General features: G+C 32.5%; 21 protein-coding genes. 10 read left to right on the top strand and 11 right to left on the bottom strand.

Annotated elements, in window-relative coordinates; all coding sequences use genetic code 11:
* Position 1 precedes the first annotated feature (1 nt).
* The 8 genes from AWE51_RS01485 to AWE51_RS01450 form a co-directional block, all read right to left on the bottom strand.
* Positions 2-388, bottom strand: a complete 387-nt coding sequence (locus AWE51_RS01485) for a hypothetical protein (RefSeq protein WP_066308433.1) — start codon at positions 386-388, stop codon at positions 2-4.
* Positions 389-392: 4 nt separating this feature from the next.
* Positions 393-830, bottom strand: a complete 438-nt coding sequence (locus AWE51_RS01480) for a YHS domain-containing (seleno)protein (protein ID WP_066308432.1) — start codon at positions 828-830, stop codon at positions 393-395.
* Between the two features lie 71 nt (positions 831-901).
* Positions 902-1,351 carry a YHS domain-containing (seleno)protein gene (locus AWE51_RS01475; RefSeq protein ID WP_066308425.1) on the bottom strand — a complete coding sequence of 150 codons (450 nt, stop codon included), beginning with the start codon at positions 1,349-1,351 and terminating at the stop codon, positions 902-904.
* Positions 1,352-1,476: 125 nt separating this feature from the next.
* On the bottom strand, positions 1,477-2,169 hold the full coding sequence (locus tag AWE51_RS01470; protein WP_066308417.1) for an SDR family oxidoreductase: 693 nt from the start codon (positions 2,167-2,169) through the stop codon (positions 1,477-1,479).
* On the bottom strand, positions 2,153-3,139 hold the full coding sequence (locus AWE51_RS01465) for a YpdA family putative bacillithiol disulfide reductase (protein WP_066308416.1): 987 nt from the start codon (positions 3,137-3,139) through the stop codon (positions 2,153-2,155). The genes AWE51_RS01470 and AWE51_RS01465 overlap by 17 nt, the downstream gene beginning before the upstream one ends.
* A gap of 82 nt (positions 3,140-3,221) precedes the next feature.
* Positions 3,222-4,019, bottom strand: a complete 798-nt coding sequence (locus tag AWE51_RS01460) for an AraC family transcriptional regulator (RefSeq protein WP_066308412.1) — start codon at positions 4,017-4,019, stop codon at positions 3,222-3,224.
* Positions 4,020-4,291: 272 nt separating this feature from the next.
* Positions 4,292-8,116: a T9SS type A sorting domain-containing protein gene (locus AWE51_RS01455; protein ID WP_066308410.1), complete on the bottom strand. Its 3,825-nt coding sequence runs from the start codon at positions 8,114-8,116 to the stop codon at positions 4,292-4,294.
* Between the two features lie 244 nt (positions 8,117-8,360).
* Positions 8,361-8,801, bottom strand: a complete 441-nt coding sequence (locus AWE51_RS01450; protein WP_066308407.1) for a hypothetical protein — start codon at positions 8,799-8,801, stop codon at positions 8,361-8,363.
* A 343-nt stretch (positions 8,802-9,144) separates the two neighbouring features.
* Between AWE51_RS01450 and AWE51_RS01445 the strand changes: the two genes are divergently transcribed.
* A complete protein-coding gene (locus AWE51_RS01445; protein ID WP_066308404.1) occupies positions 9,145-10,866 on the top strand; it encodes a tetratricopeptide repeat protein in 1,722 nt (573 codons plus the stop codon).
* 70 nt (positions 10,867-10,936) lie between these two features.
* Here the strand turns inward: AWE51_RS01445 and AWE51_RS01440 are convergent, their stop codons facing one another.
* Genes AWE51_RS01440 through AWE51_RS01430 form a run of 3 tightly spaced genes read right to left on the bottom strand, consistent with a single transcriptional unit; the run spans position 10,937 to position 12,696 of the window.
* On the bottom strand, positions 10,937-11,356 hold the full coding sequence (locus AWE51_RS01440; protein WP_082832268.1) for a nuclear transport factor 2 family protein: 420 nt from the start codon (positions 11,354-11,356) through the stop codon (positions 10,937-10,939).
* A gap of 9 nt (positions 11,357-11,365) precedes the next feature.
* Positions 11,366-12,238: a sulfurtransferase gene (locus tag AWE51_RS01435; protein WP_066308398.1), complete on the bottom strand. Its 873-nt coding sequence runs from the start codon at positions 12,236-12,238 to the stop codon at positions 11,366-11,368.
* A gap of 41 nt (positions 12,239-12,279) precedes the next feature.
* Positions 12,280-12,696, bottom strand: coding sequence for a RidA family protein (locus AWE51_RS01430; RefSeq protein ID WP_066308391.1), 417 nt, complete (start codon positions 12,694-12,696; stop codon positions 12,280-12,282).
* Positions 12,697-12,933: 237 nt separating this feature from the next.
* Between AWE51_RS01430 and AWE51_RS01425 the strand changes: the two genes are divergently transcribed.
* The 9 genes from AWE51_RS01425 (at position 12,934) to AWE51_RS01385 (ending at position 20,381) form a co-directional block, all read left to right on the top strand.
* Positions 12,934-13,488 (top strand): Crp/Fnr family transcriptional regulator, encoded by a 555-nt coding sequence (locus AWE51_RS01425; protein WP_082832267.1) that lies wholly within the window; start codon positions 12,934-12,936, stop codon positions 13,486-13,488.
* 79 nt (positions 13,489-13,567) lie between these two features.
* Positions 13,568-14,329: an SDR family oxidoreductase gene (locus tag AWE51_RS01420; RefSeq protein ID WP_066308388.1), complete on the top strand. Its 762-nt coding sequence runs from the start codon at positions 13,568-13,570 to the stop codon at positions 14,327-14,329.
* Positions 14,330-14,338: 9 nt separating this feature from the next.
* Positions 14,339-15,562, top strand: a complete 1,224-nt coding sequence (locus AWE51_RS01415; RefSeq protein WP_066308385.1) for an acyl-CoA dehydrogenase family protein — start codon at positions 14,339-14,341, stop codon at positions 15,560-15,562.
* Positions 15,562-16,629, top strand: coding sequence for a phosphotransferase family protein (locus AWE51_RS01410; protein WP_066308383.1), 1,068 nt, complete (start codon positions 15,562-15,564; stop codon positions 16,627-16,629). The genes AWE51_RS01415 and AWE51_RS01410 overlap by 1 nt, the downstream gene beginning before the upstream one ends.
* A 9-nt stretch (positions 16,630-16,638) precedes the next feature.
* Positions 16,639-17,322 (top strand): histidine phosphatase family protein, encoded by a 684-nt coding sequence (locus AWE51_RS01405; protein ID WP_066308381.1) that lies wholly within the window; start codon positions 16,639-16,641, stop codon positions 17,320-17,322.
* 5 nt (positions 17,323-17,327) lie between these two features.
* Positions 17,328-18,152 carry an SDR family NAD(P)-dependent oxidoreductase gene (locus tag AWE51_RS01400; RefSeq protein ID WP_066308379.1) on the top strand — a complete coding sequence of 275 codons (825 nt, stop codon included), beginning with the start codon at positions 17,328-17,330 and terminating at the stop codon, positions 18,150-18,152.
* 907 nt (positions 18,153-19,059) lie between these two features.
* Positions 19,060-19,254 (top strand): cold-shock protein, encoded by a 195-nt coding sequence (locus AWE51_RS01395; RefSeq protein WP_066308376.1) that lies wholly within the window; start codon positions 19,060-19,062, stop codon positions 19,252-19,254.
* Between the two features lie 168 nt (positions 19,255-19,422).
* Positions 19,423-19,770, top strand: a complete 348-nt coding sequence (locus AWE51_RS01390; protein WP_157765995.1) for a hypothetical protein — start codon at positions 19,423-19,425, stop codon at positions 19,768-19,770.
* Between the two features lie 44 nt (positions 19,771-19,814).
* Positions 19,815-20,381, top strand: a complete 567-nt coding sequence (locus tag AWE51_RS01385; protein WP_232517320.1) for a helix-turn-helix domain-containing protein — start codon at positions 19,815-19,817, stop codon at positions 20,379-20,381.
* The last annotated feature ends 11 nt before the right edge of the window (positions 20,382-20,392 follow it).

Raw genomic sequence — 20,392 nt, 5'->3', positions numbered from 1 at the left:
GTCATTTAATTTTTCCTTTGAAAGTATACTGTATTGGATCTTGTCCTTCCTTAGTCCATAGGTATTTTCCGGAGATTTGATTTTTGTTCTTTTCGCCTGTCCATACCATTTTTCCGTGTTCTTTGCTAATCATTGTGCAGGAAAACTCTTGAAGTCCTTTTTTATTAATTGTGGTAGTGTATTTAGCTTTTTTAAATCCATACTGTACACAAATAGAGCCTTCAACTTCGTTATTTGTGAATACTAAATCTTCAGAATTATCTAGTTTGTCACCTATATAATTATCAATTCTAAATGTTTTTCCCGCATAGGGATTGTCTTTGCTTTGAGCATTACTATTAAATGTGATTACTATAATGCTAAAGGCTAAAAAAATGTATTGTTTCATTGTATTATTTTTTAGTTTCTTTTTCTTCCATTTTTAACCATTCAATTTCAGCTTTCCTTTTTAGATTTTCTTGATCGGCTATCCAATTATCTATTTGATCAGGACAGAATAGGTAGAGTTCACCATTATCGATTAAAAAGTCTTCTGGATCAATGTTGTATTTGCCATCATATATTGCAATTCCGATGGCACAGAAACCTCCATATTTTGGTAAGTACTTTTTTGGATTTTTCTTAAAAAGGGCCTTATTTTCAATGCTACTAAAATGATAGAATACGTCTCTTATTTTTACACTTAATCTATTCGTACCTTCTATTGCTTGACCTTTATGATAGGCGACTACATCATAGCCTTCTATAGCCACTTTTTTAATATTAATCGATTGGGCTTGCAGGTTATATGAAATCAAGAAAACCGCTATTATAAATGCACAAACTTTCATAAGCTAGTTTTTTAAATTTTAAAGCCATCGTTATAGGTTAAAACACTACGATGGCTTTATTAGAAATTGGATTAACTGTTTTTAAGTGTCTTCCAGTTATCATTTGCTTTTTTGATCAGAGCTTTTTCATCTTTTACCCAAGGGTCTTTGCCATTAAAATTGGCACCTTTATATGGTCCGTTATAAAAAAGATAAAGTTTACCATCTGTTACCTTAAAAGTTTCAGGATCAACTGGAAACTTGGCGTTTGATGTGGCTACTGCTGTGGCACAAAAACCGCCACATTCTGGCATGTATTTGGTTGGGTTTTCTTTGAATAGTTTTTGATTTTCTACACTGCTAAAATAGTAGTGTATCCCGTCGACTTCTACAGATAATTTATCAGAACCTTGAATGGCTTGGTTTTTTGTAAAATATCCTACAAGATCATATCCTTCTAGGGCTACAGATTTTGTATTAATACTTTGAGCAAAGCTCGTAGTTGATATTAGCACGGTTAGTGCAAGAACTAAATTTCTCATAATTTTTAAATTTTAATTGTATTAACTTCTTTTTAATTGTGTTTTGATTACATAACAAAGGTATATTGATAAGACAGGGTACGAAATGGATAAAAAGGAACTTGACTTGTATTATTTTCCTTTAATTATTGTTTTGAGATATGAAATGGTCTAATCTCTAAATTCACTGGATGAAACGTAGCCGAAGACTGTAAACAATATAAAATACTATCTGCAACATCTGTTGGATTCATCATTGTATTGCTAGCTGTGAAACCATCAAAATCATCGAAGAAATTAGTACTTATAGATCCAGGAAGAATACAGGTCACTTTTATACCGTGGGGACGTAATTCTTTGTATAAAGATTCGGACATTCCTTTTACGGCAAATTTCGTCCCGTTGTAGACCGACATGTTCTCTATACCTACTATTCCTGCAATAGAAGAAATGTTAATAATATGACCTTGTTGCGACTTTTTCATAAAAGGGATGGCACACTTGGTGAGATAGAAAACCCCAAAGACATTAGTTTCAAACATTTGTCTCATTAATTGAGAATCTGTTTCTTCGAGTTTATGATAATCCCCAAAACCAGCATTATTAATAATGACATCAATGGTGTTGTGTTTTTTAATAACGTTGTTAAAAGTTTCTGTAACGGCACTTTCGTTTCCAATATCTAAACAATATCCTTCAAAATTAGGATGATCTATTGGAGTTTTATTTCGACTAAAACCTATTACAAATGTACCTTCGGCCAATAATTGTTCAACAACAATTAGTCCTAGTCCTTTACTAGACCCTGTTACTATAGCCACTTTATTTTTTAGTTTCATATTTTTTTATGTGATTGATAATTTTACTTCCGTGATCTCTTGAGTTTTCTATGAACCATTGGCGAGTATTCATACCGCCTATAACAACTCCCGCTAGATAAACATTTGGGCTAGTGGTTTCCATGGTAGTTTTATTGTATTTTGGGTATCCCGTAGTAGAATCTATTTCTATTCCTAGTTTTTCTGATAAATTGAAATTAGGTCTATATCCGGTCATGGCATACACAAAGTCATTTTCAAGTTTTATGGTTTGATTTCTTGATTTAAATATGATATGGCGATCAGATATTGCTGTAACATCGGATTCATAGTATATATTAATGTTGTTTTCTGCAATTCTGGCCTCTATATCTGGTTTGATCCAATATTTTACATTTGGACTAATTTCTTTTCCTCTTACCAAAAGAGTTGTTTCAGCACCTTTTCTATATGCCTCTAATGCAACATCAATTGCAGAGTTTGAGGCCCCAATAACAGCAACTTTTTGTTTAAATAGATGGTGTGCTGATGTAAAGTAATGATTTACTTTTTTAAGTTTTTCGCCAGGAATATCCAGAAGAACAGGAGAGTCATAAAACCCAGTTGCATTTATGATAAAGTCGCAAGTATATGCTTCTTTGGATGTAGCAATTTTAAATTGTGTTTTATTAGATAAATTAGATGTTCTGTTAACAGACTCGAATGTTTCGTAAAGGCCAATATTCAATTTATAATGTTGGGCAACACGTCTATAATATTCTAAACCTTCTTGTTTTGTAGGGCGTACAGAAAGTGATGTAAAAGGGAGGTTTCCTATTTCTAATTTTTCAGAACTAGAAAAAAATGTCATATCTGTAGGGAAATTGTGGATAGAATTAACAAGAGTTCCTTTGTCAATAATTTTATATGAAATACCAGCATTTTGAGCTTCGATTCCGCAACTTAAACCAATAGGTCCCGCACCAATAATAAGTATGCTATAATGAGTCATTTGTAATCGTTTATACAAACGTACTCGGCTTTAAGATTTTACTGGTAGGACAAATATCCCCTTGTATGGTGTTTTTGGGTCTTTACAGCAATTCTGCGTATTCTTTTGGGCTATGCGAAGTCTCTTTTCTGAAAAATCTACTAAAATATGCAGGATCTTCGAAGCCTAATTTGAAACCAATTTCCTTAATAGAAAGCTCTTTTGTATAAAGTTCTCTTTTTGCTTCAACGATTAGCTTTTCTTTGATTAACTCACTAACTGTTCTTCCTAACTCTTTTTTGACAGCTTTGTTTAGCCCTTTTGGCGAAATATTTAGTTCATCAGCATAAAATTGCACATTATGCTGACGTTCATATTCTTGATCTAAAAGATTTTGAAATCCTGTTACAACAGGGGATAGAATAGATAAATTAACTTCTCCAAACTGTTTCAGTTTAATTTTGGAAGAGGATAGTAACAAGGTTTTTAATTGTGAAATAATGATTTCCTCTTGAAAATCATTGGCCTCTTCTAGTTCATTATTCATAGCTGTGATGAGATAGTCTACTTTTCTTGATTCAGAAGCTTGTAAAGGAATATACGGAGGTTTGGTAGTGTTAAAAATTACAGCATCACAGAAGGTCTCACTTCTGTTTAATTTAATACAAAAAAAGTCATTAGAAAAGCACACAGCTTTTCCACTTAATTCACTCGATTTTTTTTCAATACTTAATAACTGATTTTCAGAGATGAAAATTAATGCGGGCCCCAAAATATTATATGTTGAAAAATCAATTTTAATAGTAGCATCGCCAGCGCTAATAAATATCATTCTAAATATTTTATCTCTTGAATCTATATAATTGATGTCGGTTTCTATTCTAAAGTGATCACTTTTCATATAGGGGGTAATTATAATATCTGCTAAATTTCAATTAAGATGCTGCTAACTTAATTTTAGTATATAAAGATATATTGAATGACCGATATTGTGATACTCATTTAAGTTTTTTTTAATAAAAGCCTAAAGCAAAATAATAGTAAAGCAAAAACCCTGTAATTAAATTACAAGGTTTTTTTATTAAAATTTTAGTCAATATAGCCACTAGTATCCTTTCTGATGTTACTATTTAGCAAAACAATCAGTATTAAAATTTGTATCGCCTAGAAACGTTATCTACGAACCATTTTAGTAGTAGTTTTTATAGTATTTCCAGTAATACTAACGATATAAATGCCTCGAGCAAAACCTGAAGTTTCTATAGAATAACTGGTTTCTTTTTTGTCAAAATTCTTTCTGAAAATCTCATTACCTGTTAGATCCATGATTTTGACTAAAATATCTTCATCGAGTTTTCTGCTAAATTGAATATTAAATATCTCGTCTGTTGGATTAGGAGAAATTACAACATTGGTTTGTAAATCTCTATTTTTAGATTTGATAGTGTTGATATCATCTACTTCTCCAAATAAAGAGAATAATAATTGTGAACTTTGATTTTCAATTGGATATTCTGCGGTAGGAAGCAACACATCCAAATTTTCAAATGGTTCCCAAGTTTTTTTAAATAACGATCCTTCTAAACTTCTATAGTGTGGATTTGGCTTATTAGCAATTACAGATTCATTTATATTATCAAACTCTGGACCACCAAAAGTCCTAATTTGTTGTGCCCAAACAATATTATTTGCAGCATATATTTCTTCTAATCTTGTAAAAGATATCCAATATTTACCTTCAGTAAGTTCGACTTTATTGGGTAATACAAGATCGAATTCTCCTATTTGTGATGGTGAACCTAGATCGCCTAGGATACTTAATGAAACGTCTAACAATGGGTTTTTTCTTAGTTTGTTGACCATATTGGCAATTTGCTTTCCTGGTTTTCCATTTTCATCTTGATAAATTCTTATTCTTGCCGTATTTCCACCAGGTGGAAATATATCACTTGTAAAAGGATCTGCTCCTGCTAATATTTTCATTCTTTCAATAGTCCATTTTTTACCACTTGGGACCTTTATCTGGTCTGCTAATTCGACTGATGAAGGAGGATTTCCAAAAATATCCGTTTCTGATACTTCAGAAGAAGGGAATTGAACTCTATATGGAAGTTTATTTTCGTCAAACCTATTAAGAAAAGGTTTCTGAACTACCTGTACCTTAAATTCTGTTGCTAATCGTTCTATACCTGATGTTGCCGTTAACCTGATTGTTGCTTTTCCTTCTTTGTCCACATTTGGAACATCTCTGTTGGTTCCAAAGAAGAAGATTTCTAATTGATTATTAAAAAACTCATATCCGATAAAACTTCGATCTTTGTCAGAACTTTCTACAGTAATATCTATAGTGCTATTACTATCAAACTGATCTCTAAAAACATCGTTAACATCTACGGTCATAAATTGTGGGGTTTCTTCTATTGAGAGTATAATGTCATCAGGTTTTTTATTAACAACCAATGTTTTTTCTCCTCTCGGAGGTGTAACATTGAATTTTTTACTGAAAACTCCGTTTCCATGAACAGCTAATGCTGCAAATCCATCTTTACGTGTTCGTACTTGCATTACTACGCCGTCACCTATTTGGTTGTTCTCTAGTTGCCAGACGGTATTTTCGTTCAGAATTTTCTTGGTGTAGTAAAGTCCTGAACTAGTACCAGCTAATATCCCATCTTTATTACCTAAAAAAGAAGTCCATCTTACCGAAGGTCCATTACCAGTACCGTCTTTATTTTCTTCTAAATTACCACTAATATTTATCCAAGTTTCACCAGCATTTTCTGATAAAAATATACTAGGAATATTATAATTAGAGAAAGTAACCAATACGCGATCAGAATTATTAGGATCTACTTGTATGCTGCTTATAAAACCTCTTTCCGGTAAACCTTTACCGGTAAATATGTCAACTGGTTTACTAGAAGGAAGGTTTGCAAAATCTAATCTAAAGATCTGGCCTTGTCCTGTACCATAATATACTTTGTTAGCTTCAGGGAAAGTAGAGATATCTAGTGCTGTAATAGTATTAAGTTCTCTTCCGCTATTAGGGTCAAGAATAGATTCTACTTTTGTAGTTTCTGACCAATTTACATCTGTAGGTGCAGTGAGGTCGTCAATAGTCGCCACAGAAGGGATTTCATCAAGATTACTGTTTCTAAGTAATGTTGTTTCTGCAGGAAGATACATTTCATTATCATTATTAGGATTTAATACAAAAGGAGTGATAAAAGCAAAAGATCTATTACCTGCAGGACGTACCCAAGATAATGATATTGTATTTCCATTTGCATCATTATTAAGACGAAACACATTGCCTCTTTGCGATGAAACATAACGAGTAAGACCGTTATCGGCAAACGCGTTATAACTACCATCACCACCAAATTCTTCTTCCCAAAAAGCAGCTGTATTTTTTTGATCTGTAAACCAGGTGCCATTGTCTTGAAAACCTGCTAATAAATCTTCATTTTCAGCATTGGGATCAAAAGAAACTGCATAAGGTTGGGTGGTAACATATCCATTGTTTAAAGAAATCCAATCTACAGGCATTTCGAAAGAGCTACTTGTAGTAATATCTTCTGTCATAAAAACCCCACCATCATTTGCGTTTAATACTTTATTGGGGTTTGAAGGAAAAAATACTAACGCATGCATATCTGGGTGTTGATCAGGATATAATGATACATCGTTTCTTGGGGAGTATCCCCCGATCCAATTGTTAGGAGTATCATCTATTTTAGTTCTAAAGCCATCCGTTGTTCTAAATAGATTAGTCCCCCCAATAATAATAAACTCTGGATTTGTTGGATGTACCGCTATCACCATGTTATATGCTCCTTGTGTCACAAGCCCTCCTATTAATCCTGATCTTACAGGAAGTTGTTCACTAAGATCAATAAAAGTTTGATCGATCGCATTATATTTAAACAACCTGTTGCGACTAGCAAAAGTACTATATACGTATACCTCGTTTTCGTTTGACGGATTTATAGCGAATATTGCTCTGTCTACTCTATTAAGATCAGCGATGTTATCAGATATTCGAGTCCAATTTGTACCTTCATCAGAGGTATAGACTCCTCCAACGACCGTATTAAAATCTCTATCTGCTACAGAGGCATATAATTTTCCTTGCTTTGTCACTGCAATCTCTGTTCTTTTGTCTATACCTCCTGTTAAAACTTCTTGAAAACTATTTCCATCATCTTGTGATCGATGTATACCATTAAAAGTAGCTACATATAAATCTCCATTAGTTGGGTTGATGACCATGCTATTTACAATATCAAAAGGAGAAGCTGTTAGAACAGTATTATCTACTGTTGATGGTAATAACTCCCAGGTACGTCCACTATCTTGAGATTTATAGATGCCTACCCCAGTATAAAGTGTTACTGCATTAAAGTTTGCAGAATTTCCCAAACGTTCTCCTCCGCCATAATACCAAATATGTTGATGTCCTGGTCTAGGATCTTGAACAATGGCAGTAATACTGGGATTTTGAAATTTTCTAGTTACTTTGTTCCAATTTTGGCCCCCATCTTCAGAACGCCATAACCCACCAGATACTCCACCGGCAAGTATAACATTCTCATTAGACATATCAATAGCTAATGCTCTTGTACGTCCTCCAACATTAAATGGTCCTCTGTTGATCCAGTTAGTGTTAGACATTTTTGAAATTGTAGATGATTTTAACGATTTTTTATTTTGAATAAATGACTCCTCTTTTTTTTCTATACCCTCTGGGATTTGTCTTGTCATGGGGTCACATGTTCGATCTAACTCATAAAAAAATCTATCAGAAGCTTTGTCTCTTATTTGAGAGGGTTTAACAATTGTATTGCTTTGCTGACTTTGCTTGATTTTAATTTTTGAAGTTTTATATAATTGATGTCCTTTTGGGATGTTGGTTTTGCTTGATTTAACTTGACCATATATAACTGGTTGAATTAGAAAGCATATAAATAATAACCCTAATATGTGATTTCTTTTCATGGTAAATTTATTTACTCATTGTCTACTTTATTAATTTAATATGTATGAAAGGACAGGTAGTTTAATAGCAATTCTATAAAGAAAATAAATAATGGATTGTTGCTGTTTTAGGATACTCAACATACTCAACCTGTCGATCCTTCATTAACTGGCAAAACTTTTAAGTTTTTGTTTTAAATTCAACTTTAAGAAATTCGGATAATATGGTATCATCCGAATTTCTATTTTTAAAAGCTTTATGGACTTATCCTTTAAAGTCAATAGTTACGCATTCGTTTATTGTTTGACAATCTGTTGAAGTGGCACTATAACAAACTTCAACTGGTCCTGCTTGTGAAACGTGATCATTCACTCTAACAAATCGAGGTCTTCTAGGATTAACCACTGAGCCATTTATTTTCCACTCTACTTGAGTGTCTGCACCGAACTGATTTGGAAATTCATTTACTCCAACAAAATGCCCGATACGAACAGTAGCTTCTATTAATCCATCAAAACTACAGTCTGAGACACTATCGCCAGGATCACCTTCTTCTGCTGCCTGTTTTGGTAAACGATTTTCGAATTCGACAACTTCATTCTCAACAGATAATTGATCTTGATTAGAAGATTCTTCTTTGTCACAAGACATCATTGAGATAGCTACTACAAAGGCAAAAAGAGCATTAATTTTTAAGGTTTTCATAAAAAAAGATTAAGGATTAAAAAATTTGTGTTTCATGAGTTAAATCCAATTCACTAGTACATGGATATTAACCCAACTATTGTTACAACAACTGTATGTTTTTTTTACATTTCGAAATGCCATAAATTGTTATTGCAAAATTAAATTGTTACACTACTTAATTAACAAAAAACAGGTCATCAAAAGGTCATCATGTACTGGTATCATTTGGTTAGCATTAATCTAATTTTTCAATTTCCGATAAAAAAAATCTCTAAAATTTTCTTTTGTTATAGACCAAAGAGTAGGGTAGTTGGAGGAATAAGCGTTGTATAGATAACCAACACACAAAAAATTAAAACCAATGCGTTTATTACTTTTTTTAGGCTTTCATCTTTTTTGTTTTGTCTCTTTAGCTCAAGTAGAAACAGACACATTACAACTCAGTAAACAAATTGATAGTTTGATGCAATTAGATAGAAGTAATTATAGTTCTAGAGATTATCACTTGTATCAAAATGTATTAAAAAAGTCAAGAAAACTAAAGTATCATAAAGGTATTTTAAGGTCTCATTTAGAAACCATCCAATATTATACTACTCACCCTAATATTGACAGCCTGTTTTATCACAGTAGGAAATTTGAAAAACACCAAAAAAAATATCCTAGTAAAGACCTACAATTAGAATATTTACGCGCTATGGGATATATTTTGTTATATGACTTTGCTCTTCCTGAATATGCACTGCCATATCATATAGATGCCCTAAGAATATATGATGAGAATGATGTGAAAACTAAATTTAGATTAAATCGAGGAATTGCAGATTGTTATTTTTATAAAGGACAGTATCAATTGGCTATTAACCAAATTCAGAAAATCATAAAAGACACTATTCATGTAGACGTAAGGTCGAAAAATGTTATGAAGGTTTCACTTGCTGTTGCTTATCAATTTTTAAAAAAGCCTAAGCAAAGCCGAATAGTATTAGAAGAGGTTATTAAGGAATCTGCACAAAATCAAGATAGCCTTCATTATGCGTATGCAAAGGTATTTCAAGCACATAATTTCTATTATGAAAAGGAGTATCAAAAGTCTATAGATTCATTAATGGCTAATTTTAATTTATTAAAAAAGTATTTACCTCGAGGAGTAGTAAATCATTATGAATTTTTAGCGCTTTCATATAAAGAATTAGGGCAGTTTAAAAATGCCGTAAGCGCAATGCGAAAAACAATTAAAAAATCACCAGCAAATGAGCGACCTAAATTATATGATCATCTTTCCAGTTATTATATAAAATTGGGCAAAAAAGATTCTGCTTTGTATTATAATACTCAAAAAAGTCACATTGTTGATAGTATAAGAGACCTGGAGAAAAAAATCTATACCGAATTTTATGAAACCAAATTAGACCTTATTAAAACCGCTGAAGAAAATGAAAAGATAAAGCTAAAGCAGGTTATTTTGGCTAAAGCAAATAATAGGCAAAAACAATACATTATAAGCTTATTTCTTGGTATTGCTTGTTTACTAATTGGGATTATTGCTTTTATTCATTATCATAAAAACAATCAATCTCAAAAAGAGATTGTAAGTTTAAAAAAGAACGAAAAGAAAATTTTACAACATCATATTAAATTGAGAGAAGATGAACTTTCGGCTACACTTATCGGAATTACAAACAAAATGCAAGGATTAAAGGAAATTAGAGATCAGTTTAGCACGGTTATTAACGAAGGTACTGCTGAAGATTTGAAGAAATCATTAAAAACATTTGATAGGTTTTTAAAGAATAATACCTCTAATATTAATTTAACAGAGCGGATAGAATCTCAATATCCGGGTTTAGTAATAGAGCTTAAAGAACTTTATCCTGAGCTTTCTAAAACCAATATAAGACATTGTTTGTTAGTAAAATTAGGGCTATCTATAAAAGAATCTGCCGATTTGTTAAATGTTAATGCCAATACAGTTAAAACGGCACGCTATAGAGCTAAAATTAAATTAGGGTTATCTGAAGACATATCATTAAAAGATTTTTTAGGAGAACTGCATAACACCTCTTTTATAAAAGCTAGTTAGAATATGAAATTCCATTAGAATAAACTTATGGAACTTCATATTTGTTATTGTGCTTTAGAAGTCATAAAAATTAGTTCTGTTTTTCTCTTTTAGAAAATATTTTACTTACGATTTTCCATTCACCTTCTATTTTTAAAAGACTCATATAATCTATATACGTAAATGTTGGATACTCTAGTTCTAGCCTCGCACTTGCAGCATTGCCAGAAATACTAATATCATGTATTCTGTTGGTTCTATCGATTACAGTACCCTTAATCATTTTTTCTTCAAAGAACTCTAATGCGTTCACTTCGGTATATTGATCACCGATAAACTTCATGGTTGCAGTATTATGAAATGCTTTTTTCAAGGTGGTAAAGTCATTGTTTTTGCCACCTTCCATATAGTTGGTTAATGTGTTTTCGACTAACTCTCGATCAGATATTTGTGCAAAAGTAGCTGTAGTGGATGTCATAAATATTATAAATAGAATTAATGTATTTTTCATTTTTAAACCTCAAAAGGATTGTACTACAGGTCTTTCAGGGTCCTGTTTCCATACAGAGAAAGATCCGTCAAACAGACTTGCTTGAATACCTAAGTTTGCTAATGCTATCATTACAACTGTTCCAGAATATCCAGCACCACAAGAAGAAATAATATTGCTAGTACGCCAATTGGGTATAGTTTCATCAAATAATTTGATAATTGCTTCCTTTTCTAGAAAAAGTCCTGTGTTTTTGTCTATAAGCGAGTTATATGCAGCACTAATTGCTCCAGGAATATGTCCGGTTCTTGGGTCTTCTGGTTTTCCGTTGTATCCGGCAATACCACGACCGTCTAAAACACAGGCACTATCTTTTTTAATCAAAAAATCAGGAAGCGATACTCGCAAATGTTCTTGACATATAGGCTCAAAAGTACCTGCTAATATTTTATCAAACTCTTGAGAAATAGGTAAACCTTCTAATTGCCAATATTTATAACCGCCATTAAGAACACGAACATTTTCAAAACCCCAATATCGCATAGCCCACCAGATTCTACCAGCAAACATATGATGATAGTCATCATAGAGTATTACCGTGTCTTCTTTGTTGATACCTAGCGTCTTAAAAGATTGTTTTGCTGCTTCATATGTTGATACCTGAGCTAAATTAGGCGCAATATCTTGCTCTATAAATTCTTTCCGCCAATCAAGAAAGGTTGCAGTCGGGATGTGCCCCCATAAGTAATCGTTATATAACGATCTAGGATCTGTACCCCAGGTACCTCGCACATCAAAAATCTTGATATGGGATTGCCCTAAAATAGCATTAAGTTCTTTTGCTGTTATAAGAGGCGCTATAAACGTAGCGCCTCTTGTGATATTTAATTTTTCTTTTTTCATAGTATTTATATCTTTATCAATAACAGAAATAATGGCTATTATTATGGAATGTAGACCTCCACTTCTATTTCTATCATAAGTTCTGGCATTGCCAGTTCTTTTACTCCTAACCAAGTCGATTTTGGATAACGGTTTTCGGTATATAACGATTTTCGATATTCTAAATTTTCCATAAATAAAGTCATGTTTGTAGTATAGATGTTTTCTACAATAATATCGTCAAAAGTACACCCATAATGTATTAACATTTTCTCAATATCTGCATAACAATTTTTCATTTGTTGTGCATAATCACCAATAGCAGTTGGTTTTCCTTCTTCGTCCATACTAACAGCCCCCGAAGCTTTAATGAGGTTACCGATTTTTACCGCAAATGAATATCCAAAACCATTTTCAGTTTCGGATGCTCTACGCTGGTAATATTCTGGTTGTAATATGGTAGCTTTTTCTTGTGCCATGTGTTTATATATTTTTAGATTTTTTAAATGTACGTGTCCTAGAAAATTAGGAGATTCAAAAGTATATTGATTATAGGTTTTAGAAAATGGACAAAAGGGTACTCGTCTGGTACAATTAGGAATTTGTAGAAAACATCTTGTGACTTATTGATATAGGTTACTAAAAACATGAAATAATAAAGACATTTTGGATAGTAGAAAAGGTTAACTTTGTAATATCAGGTGATCAAAAGAAATATGATAAAGATTGACAAAAGTCTAATAAACAACGAGGTACTTCATGCATTATCGATAAAATCTAAAAAAGTTACTTTTCAGCGCAATGAAATAGTAGCAGAAGCAGGTAAAACATGCAATTATATCTTCTTTGTACGAAAAGGATTATTACGTAGTTTTTATTATGATCGAAAGGGAAAAGATGTCACAAATTGGTTCGCAAGTGAAGAAATGATTATAACTGCTGCACAAAGTTTTTTTAAACGTGAGCCTAGTTTTTTAGGAATTGAAGCTATCGAAGATACTGTTGTGAGAGCAATTTCTTATGAGCAATTAGAAGAAATGTTTCAAGAATACCATAGTTTAGAGCGGTTTGGGAGGTTAGTAATGACCGAAATTATGATGGCGGTTGGTAAAAAAGCTATTTACTTACAGGTTAAAAGTGCAGAAGAAAGATATCATGAATTAATAAAAACGTATCCAGATATTTTTTACCGTGCAAAGCTTGGTCATATCGCAGGTTACCTAGGGATCACACAACAAAGTCTTAGTAGGATAAGAGCTAATACTACATAATATCGTCTGTTTTTTAACATAGGTGAAATGTTAAAACATATTTTCTCTCTAATTTTGAGATCATTAGAGTTGAATAACAATGACAAGAAAAAATATATTAATTACCGGTGCAAGTTCTGGATTAGGCAAAGGAATGGCTATAGAATTTGCAAAACAAGGATGCAATTTAGCTTTATGTGCGAGAAGAGTTGAAAAACTTGAATTGCTTAAAAAAGAATTACAAGAACTGAATCCTAACATTCATGTTTTCTTGAGAGCTTTAGACGTTACCAAGCAAGAAGATGTATTTAAAGTTTTTAAAGCCTTTGAAGTAGATTTTAAAAACAGTAGAGAAACCTTAGATCGTGTTATCATTAATGCCGGTATGGGTAAAGGAGCTTCTCTTGGTAAGGGATATGCGAAACAAAATATGCAAACGGCAATGACTAATTTTTGTGGTGCCATTAGCCAGATGGAAGCTGCAATGGAGATCTTTCGAGAGCAAAATCATGGGCATCTTGTACTGATCTCTTCGATGTCTGCATTTAGAGGATACCCAAGAGCAATGACTGTTTATGCAGCTACCAAGGCGGGTGTAAAAAGTTTAGCCGAAGGATTAAGAGTTGATGTGCTTCATAAACCTATCAAGGTGTCGACTATATTTCCAGGATATATAGAGTCTGAAATGACAGACTCAGTAGGGAAACCTCCTCCTTTTATGATTGCACTTGACAAAGGATCAAAGCTTTTGGTTAAATCAATAAACAAAGAAAAAGCAAAGACTTTTGTTCCCTATTGGCCATGGTATTTTATTAAACTTATTATGCCTTTTATGCCTTTAAAAATGTTACGAAAATTTTAATTATCAATTATGGATTTTAACTTATCAGCTAAGTCGAAAGAATATACAGAACGTTTAAAAGCGTTTATGAAAAAGCATGTATTCCCTTTTGAAAAAGAATTAATACTATATAACAAAAAGAATAATGCAGATGGTAACTGGACCCAATGGACAGAGCATCCAAAGTTGAGTGAACTAAAAACATTGGCTAAAGAAGAAAGTCTATGGAATTTGTTTTTGCCAGACAATAAAATTGGGCAAGGATTAAGTGTTTTAGAGTATGCTCCATTAGCAGAAGAAATGGGACGTGTGTATAACGCAGCAGAAATCTTTAATTGTAATGCGCCAGATACCGGAAATATGGAGGTGCTGTACCATTTTGGAAGTGAAGAGCAAAAAAGTAAGTGGTTACAACCTATGCTTAGTGGTGAAATAAAATCTGTTTTCTGTATGACAGAGCCAGAAGTAGCTTCCTCTGATGCAACAAATATTCAAACTTCTATTGAAGAAGATGGAGATGAAATAGTAATAAACGGAAAAAAATGGTGGTCAACAGGATTGGGACACCCCGATGCTAAGTTGGCTATAGTTTTGGGTAAAACCGATAAGTTTCAGGAGAAACACAAACAGCACAGTATGGTTTTGGTGCCGTTAGATACTCCAGGAGTAGAAATTATACGTATGCAAAATACTTTTGGTGCGTATGATCCACCTGCTGGTCATGGAGAAATACATTTTAAAGAAGTACGTGTTTCTAAGAAAAATCTAATTATGGGATTTGGAGCTGGTTTTGCTATCGCTCAAGGAAGACTAGGGCCGGGTAGAATTCATCATTCTATGCGCTGTATCGGAGCAGCAGAAAGAGCATTGGAATTAGCAATTATTAGAAGTGGAACTAGACATGCTTTCGGAAAACCTTTAGCAAAGCTAGGAGGAAATTCAGAACGATTTGCCAAAGCTCGTATAGCCATAGATCAAGCTAGACTACTTACGCATTATGCCGCTTGGAAAATAGATCATGAAGGAGTAAAAAATAGTATGACCGAAATTTCTGCAATCAAAGTAGTAGCGCCAAATGTATTACAAGAAGTAACAGATATGGCTATGCAAATTCATGGTGGTGCAGGATTATCAGATGATTTTCCGTTAAGTAGTTTTTTTGCACAAGCAAGAGCCTTACGATTAGCAGATGGACCAGATGAAGTGCACATGCGTATGATTTCCAGACTTGAATTTAAAAAATATCTTACATAATGTCTAAGGTTAAAGATTTAGAGAAAGAACAACGTTCAGGAGAAGAACTTGATTTACAGAAACTGCTTCCATGGATAAAAAAAAATATTCCAACCATTAATGATCAACCCACTGTTACACAGTTTTCGGGTGGTGCATCTAATTGGACATATCGATTGAAATTTGAACAAGATGATATTATCTTAAGAAGAGCGCCATTAGGTAAAAAAGCTGCAGGAGCCCATGATATGCCTAGAGAATTTCACCTTCAAAAGAAACTCAAACCACATTATCAATATGTGCCCGAAATGCTTGCCGTTTGCGAAGATGAATCTGTTTTAGGGTCTACTTTCTATCTTATGGAACGCTTAGAAGGTATTATTCTTAGAAAAAACTTACCAAAGGAAGTTAATTGGGATGAAGCTACTGTTCAAAAAATTTGCTATTCTTTTTGGGATAAAATGATTGAACTGCATCAAGTTGATTATAAAAAAGAAGGCTTAGAGGGTCTAGGAAAGGGAGAAGGGTACATCGAGCGACAAATTTTAGGGTGGAATAAACGGTATGCTAATGCTAAGACCTGGAATGTTCCTTCTGGGAAAAAGGTGATGAAATGGCTAGAAGAAAATATGCCTAAGGAAGAAAAACTTTGTGTGATTCACAACGATTTTCGATTAGACAATGTTGTCTTAGACCCTTCTGATCCATCAAATGTTTTAGGAGTATTAGATTGGGAATTAGCTGCTATAGGAGATCCGTTGATGGATTTAGGAAACAGCTTGGCATATTGGATAGAGGATAATGATACATCTTTTGCAAAATCAATGAGAAGACAACCTAGTAATATTCCTGGAATGCTTACCAGAGAAGAGATCATAACCTACTATTGTCAAAAAACAGGGCGAGAAGTAGATGATTTTCGTTTTTACAGAGTATACGGTTTATTTAGACTCGCCGGAATAGTTCAGCAAATTTATTATCGCTACTCAAAAGGGTATACCAAAAATAAAGCCTTTAAGAACTTTTGGATCGCATCTTGGTACTTAATAAAAACATGCGAGAATGTTATTAAGCAAAAAAATGTATAGCAATTTAATATGTCTGTAATTTATCTAATACGACACGGCCAGGCAAGTTTCTTAAAACGGGATTATGACCAACTTTCAGAAATAGGTGTCAAACAATCGATCATTCTGGGAGAAGTTTTAAAACAAAGAAAAAATGTTCCGGCTTATGTCTTAGGGGGTAGTATGAAACGCCATCATGAAACTGCATTGCATGCTACAGAAGCAGTTGATCTTGATATAAAGTATACAGAAGATGGTTGTTGGAATGAATATGATCATATGGAGTTAATCGCAAAACATCAACCAGATTTTGAAAACTTTGATGAATTAGCTCGCTATATTAAGAATCAAACTCATCCTACAAGAACGCTTCAACAATTATTAAACAACTCAATCAAAGATTGGATGAACGATAGGCATGATTATATCTTAAAATGGTCTGATTTTAAAGAACGTGTATGGTCTAGCGTAAATGAATTAGCAACACGTTTAGAAAAAGAAGAAACAGCTTGGGTGTTTACTTCTGGGGGTCCTATAGCTGTAGTTATGTTAGAACTTTTAGGATTAAGAGATCAACAATTTATGGGCCTTCAAGGAAAAATAGTAAATACAAGTATTACAAAGATATTGGTTGGTAAAAGTGGACTCTCATTAAGTACTTATAATGAGTATAGTCATTTAGAATCTGAATCAAGTTTAATTACCTATCGTTAACAGTTATGAAATTGGAAAAATTAAATAGATCATACCCTAATAAGAGTGCTTTTATAACAGGAGCTGGCAGTGGACTTGGTTTAGCATATGCCAAACTGCTAGCAAAAAATGGATGGACACTTCATCTTTCTGATATTAATAGAGAAACCTTAGAACAATCAAGTCGATCATTAGAAAATGCAGCTACTGTTCATTTATATACCCTAAATGTTAGTGATACTAACGAGTACAGTAATGTATTTAACAAAGTACAAGAATACTCTCCAAAAGTTGACGTATTGATCAATAATGCCGGGATAGGAGATGGAGCGTTGTTTGAAAATTATGAATTAGAAAACTGGGAAAGAATGATTCGTATCAATCTATTGGGGACGTTTTATGGATGTCATCATTTTGTGCCAATGATGCAAAAACAACAGAAGGGTTTGATTATTAATATAGGAAGTGCAGCTGGTTTTCTTAATGGTCCAGGAATGTCGGCATATAATGTTTCAAAAGCTGGAGTGTATTCGCTTTCTGAAACACTTTATCATGAGTTAAAGTCAAGTAATATTCATGTAAGTGTTGTAACACCAACGTTTTTCAGAAGTAATGTAATGCAAAGTGCAAAAGGATCACAGGATTTTAAAGCCTTTGCAGAAAAACAAATGAAATACTCTAAAACAAATGCAGATGAACTTGCTGAGGTTTCACTGCATGAGGCTTCAAAAGGAAAATTTCAGATCATACACCCTTATGACGCAAAGCGAAATCATTTTTTTAAAAAATGGTTTCCAAAACTGGTCGAGAAACAATTTGAGAAAATGATGGCAAAGTTAACTCGATCTTGATAATTAGTCATATCAAACTCTAAAGGGTTTTAAATATTTAAAAATTAGAACTTTGAATTAAAAAAGCCCAAACATATTGTTTGGGCTTTTAAGGTGGTACCTCTAGTAATGGAATCGAACTTTATAATACAAGATTGAGGGCTAATTAATAGGTGTTCAGTTTTTTATTAAAAATCCTGTTTTACGTAATATTATGCTAGTTAATAAATACATATTAGTTGTTTGCTCTTTAGGCTAAGGAAACCGAAAGAACTATGATTTTGGTTCTTTGTAAAAACATGATGATTAACTCTTTGTGATATTTAGTAGGATTCTTTGATATAAAAGCACGGTTATATAGCATGGCTTTCAAAAGAAATTATGTTAGAAAGAGGTTTGGTTTTCTAATTTTGTGAACAATCTGCTTATACATGGATCTTATTTTTAAAATAATGATAATTATTTCCAACAACTAATAGATATTAACTGTTAATTGTTCCTATTTTTAAATCATGAAATATGATATGCCAGTATTTAACATATGATTTAGAGATGGTATTCGAATTAAAGGTATCTTTACTGTGTTAAAATTCCGAAAGCTCCAATTTAATCTTGTTTTACCAGATTCAATTTTCTTTTTCTGCTCTCTTTTTTCTCGACAATATTGCAAATTTTTTTTAACAAAATTTAAGTATAGTAGCGTCAATTTGGGTCCTGATTTCAACGTGAGGCAAGCTTTTAGAATTGGACATTTTTGTTTGTTTCTAGGTTTTTATGTTTATGTGCTGTTCCCGAATTATATACAAATGAGCTTAAAACGAAAGAGATAGTATTAAAAAATCTAAATTCCCCACAAATAATAAACTCCAACATTTCAAAAAAACACGAAGAAACGAGATAAATAATTGTATCAAATAAATATTAAGTAATGAAAGAAGGAACAGTAAAATTTTTTAATAGTGCCAAAGGATTTGGCTTTATTAAACTCAAAGATTCGGACGAGGATATCTTTGTTCACCAAAGTGGTATTATAGATGAAATTCGTGAGAACGATAACGTAAAATTTACGACAGAAAGAAGTGAAAAGGGAATGAATGCGGTCAATGTTGAATTGATCAAATAACAGATCTTGTATCACCAAAATGTTAAAAAGCCATCTATTTAAGATGGCTTTTTATGTCTTATACTTATGATGTATATAAATTTTGATTATCTAAGATCCAAATTTAAACCTAATTGGGGTTACTTAAGCATATATTCTAAAAATAAAACTCCTTGCAAAAGTCAAAAAATGACAACACGAATAAAATTACTCCTAATACTGTTGAATTCATTTTTTATTTCTCCTTCCCAAGAAATAAATCAGATAAGACAATTAGAGGGGATTTATCAAGGGCAGGTTGAGGACGGTTATTCGTTTTGTTATAAAACTGCATCTGGATTTGAAAAAACATTGGTGATTAATGAAATTCTGTCTGTTATACTTGAAAAGTATCCATTACATATCAATACATATGTCGGAGAAAATTTCATCATCTCGTTTACTAAGGATACAATTATTGAGGAAAAAAGGAGTAGAGAAATATCAACTATACTACGTTTGCAAAAGCTTGTGCCTAGGCGACATTTTCAAGAATAATATAAATTCTTGATTCTCATAATAAAATAAATATCTCTATAAACATGGGTACAAAATTATTCATTAAATATATGGTCAGTTTACGATGTAAACTTTTGGTTAAAGAAGAACTGAAAAAAATTGGATTACGTTATGTCGTTTTAGAATTAGGTGTTATTGAACTATTAGAAGATATAACTATAGACCAACGTATTCAATTAAAGAAAAACCTAAGTACATCGGGCTTAGAATTGATGGAAAGTAAAAAAAGTATTCTAATTGAGAAAATCAGAAATGTCATTATCGAAATGATACATTACACAGATGAATTGCCTAAAGTTAATTACTCTGATTATTTAAGTGAAAAAGTTGGCTATAATTATACATATTTAGCAAATATTTTTTCTGAAGTAAAGGGCATTACCATTCAGCAATTTATTATTATCCATAAAATTGAAAAAGTTAAAGAATTGCTTATTTATGATGAATTAAATCTTACTGAGATATCACATCAGCTTCACTACAGCAGTGTTGCGCATTTATCTAATCAATTCAAAAAAATCACAGGATTAACACCTACATTTTATAAGCAACTAAAGGAAAAACGTAAGCAAAACCTTGAAGATTTATAATTGATATTATC

This window comes from Aquimarina aggregata (assembly GCF_001632745.1).
GTDB lineage: Bacteria > Bacteroidota > Bacteroidia > Flavobacteriales > Flavobacteriaceae > Aquimarina > Aquimarina aggregata.
This window is presented reverse-complemented; position numbering and strand designations above follow the sequence as displayed.